This is a genomic window from Mesorhizobium sp. M5C.F.Cr.IN.023.01.1.1, from assembly GCF_003997585.1.
Lineage (GTDB): Bacteria > Pseudomonadota > Alphaproteobacteria > Rhizobiales > Rhizobiaceae > Mesorhizobium > Mesorhizobium wenxiniae.
The window spans coordinates 1-2,242 of the sequence record NZ_RZSU01000219.1 but is presented as its reverse complement, the minus strand read 5'-3'; the positions used below and the strand labels follow the sequence as shown (position 1 = coordinate 2,242).

The window sequence follows — 2,242 nt, the reverse complement described above, 5'->3', positions numbered from 1 at the left end:
CCCCCGGTAGCATCCCCGCCGATCTCGTAGTGATCGCCGCCGAGTCCGAGCGTCAGCGGCAGCATGGAGCGACCCTTGTCGAAGGCGAAGACCCGGGCGCCGGCATAGCGCCGGAACTGCGCGGCGATCAGTGCCAGCAGCGTCGACTTGCCCGAGCCGGTAGGCCCGAACACCAGTGTGTGGCCGACGTCGTCTACATGCAGGTTCAGGCGGAACGGTGTGCTCCCGCTCGCGACCTGCACCAGCGGCGGCGATCCTGGCGGATAAAAAGGGCAAGGCGCCACCGGGCTGCCCGACCAGACCGAGTTCAACGGCATGAGGTCGGCAAGATTGCGCGTGTTGATGAGCGGCTCCCGGATATTGGCATAGGAGACGCCCGGCAGGCTACCGAGGAAGGCGTCGGTCGCATTCAGCGTTTCGATGCGCGCGCCAAACCCCTCGGCCTGGATGAGGCGGCGGATCGCCTCGCATTTTTCCTGAAGCCGGGCCTGTGCTTCATCGAACAGGACGATCACCGGCGTGTAGTAGCCGTAGGCGACGAGCTGGGAGGAGGCCTCGGCGATGGCGTCCTCGGTCTCGGCTACCATCGTCATGGCGTCCTGGTCGACCGAGCGGCTCTGGGTCTGAAAGAGCTGGTCGAAGAACGGTCGCACCTTCTGCTGCCACTTCTTGCGGGTCCGCTCCAGCTTTTGCCGTGCCTCCTGCTCGTCAAGAAAGACGAAGCGCGATGACCAGCGATAGGTCAGCGGCATCAGATCGAGCGCGTTGAGGATGCCCGGCCAGCTCTCCGCCGGCAGGCCGTCGATTGCGACAGCCCCGAGGAAGCGGTTCTCCACAAGCGGGGTCAGGCCGTGCTGGAGTTCGGCCGTGACCAGCCAGTCGAGATACATGGGGATGTCCGGCAGACGAAGAGGATGGTTTTCGCCTGTGATGCAGAAGCGGACGAACTGAAGCAGCTCGTCATAGCGGGCGACCCGAAATCCGCCTCGCTCGTCCACCTCGCGCGTCGCCATCCGCTGAATCGAGACGACGTTGCCGAGATATTGCTCGATCTCGCGGATCGAGGCGCGGAACGCGTCGAGCGTCGTCACCGCATAGGACGCCGATCGGCTTGCCGGATCGGAATAGACATAGCGTGCGAGGCCGGAGCGCCGCGGCTCCGGCGGCCGCCACGTCAGGATGAGCGCATGCCGGCTCTCGAAATGTCCGCTTTCTCGCTGGAAGTGGAGCCGTCTCTCGAAGTCGATGGCCCGCGTGACCGGGTCGGGGAAATGGCAGTCGGCTTCGTCTGGGTAATCGGAAGTCGGCACCCGCACGGCTTCGACCTGGATCATCCAGCCCGATCCGAGGCGAGCGAGAATGGTGTTGATCTGCCGCGAGATCTCGTTGCGCTCGGCGTCCGTCGAACTCTCACTGTCGGGACCGGCAAAATACCAGCCGGCCATCAGTGAACCGTCCTTCAGCAGAATGACGCCGTTGTCGACGAGTCCTGCGTAGGGAACGAGATCGGCGAACGATGGTCCCGAGTGGCGGAAAGTCTTGAGTGCGACCATGAAGCGTCAAAACCTGCGCCATGGCGTCGATGTGGCCCGATAGTTCGGCTTGTACGAGATGTGATGGATGTAAACCCGCCGCATCATCGGGTCGGCCTTCGCCATCATGCGAAGGGCTGCGACTGCGACCAGCCAGATCGCCACGCCGAAGAGCGCGGCATACCAGGTCAGCACGACGAAGATCAGGATCACCGAACCGAGGCCGGTAAGCAGAACCAGTTCCCGGTCTGCTCCCATGAGGAGGTTGGGGCGCGAAAGCGCTCTGTGCACGCGCGAGCGCGCGAGATTGGCGCCTGCCTCAGCCATCGGCCCCCTCCCCTGCCGCTGCAATCGAGGCCTGTGACGGCGCCTCTCCGATCGAGGCGCCGGTTGCGCCGAACAGGGCGACGATCTGAGTGGCGCCGAGCAGGATGCCAGCGACGAGCACGACATAGACGAGCCGCCGCGCGAAGTCGTTGAGCTCGCCGCCGAAGATCAGCATGCCACCGGCGATCGCGACTGCGGCGAGCGCAATGAAGCCAGCCACCGGACCGGTGATGGACTGCTGGATCTGCTGCAGGGGAGATTCCCAGGGCAGGCCGCCGCCCGAAGAGGCAAGGGCCGGATCGGCCAGGCTGACGCAAGAAAGGGCGGCCAGCGCCCCAAAGGCCCAAGTGATTTGTGTCTTACGCGACATGGCTGTCCTCATC

2 protein-coding genes and 1 pseudogene are annotated in these 2,242 nt (G+C 64.7%); all 3 read right to left on the bottom strand.

Annotation, left to right across the window (positions count from 1 at the left end; genetic code table 11):
* Window positions 1-1,553, bottom strand: a pseudogene (locus EOA78_RS35355) (conjugal transfer protein TrbE); the annotation flags it as partial.
* Between the two features lie 6 nt (window positions 1,554-1,559).
* The gene (locus EOA78_RS35350) at window positions 1,560-1,859 is read right to left on the bottom strand and encodes a conjugal transfer protein TrbD (protein WP_127320328.1); all 300 of its coding nucleotides are present in this window, start codon (window positions 1,857-1,859) and stop codon (window positions 1,560-1,562) included.
* The gene (locus EOA78_RS35345; RefSeq protein WP_127320326.1) at window positions 1,852-2,229 is read right to left on the bottom strand and encodes a TrbC/VirB2 family protein; all 378 of its coding nucleotides are present in this window, start codon (window positions 2,227-2,229) and stop codon (window positions 1,852-1,854) included. The genes EOA78_RS35350 and EOA78_RS35345 overlap by 8 nt, the downstream gene beginning before the upstream one ends.
* Between the last annotated feature and the right edge of the window lie 13 nt (window positions 2,230-2,242).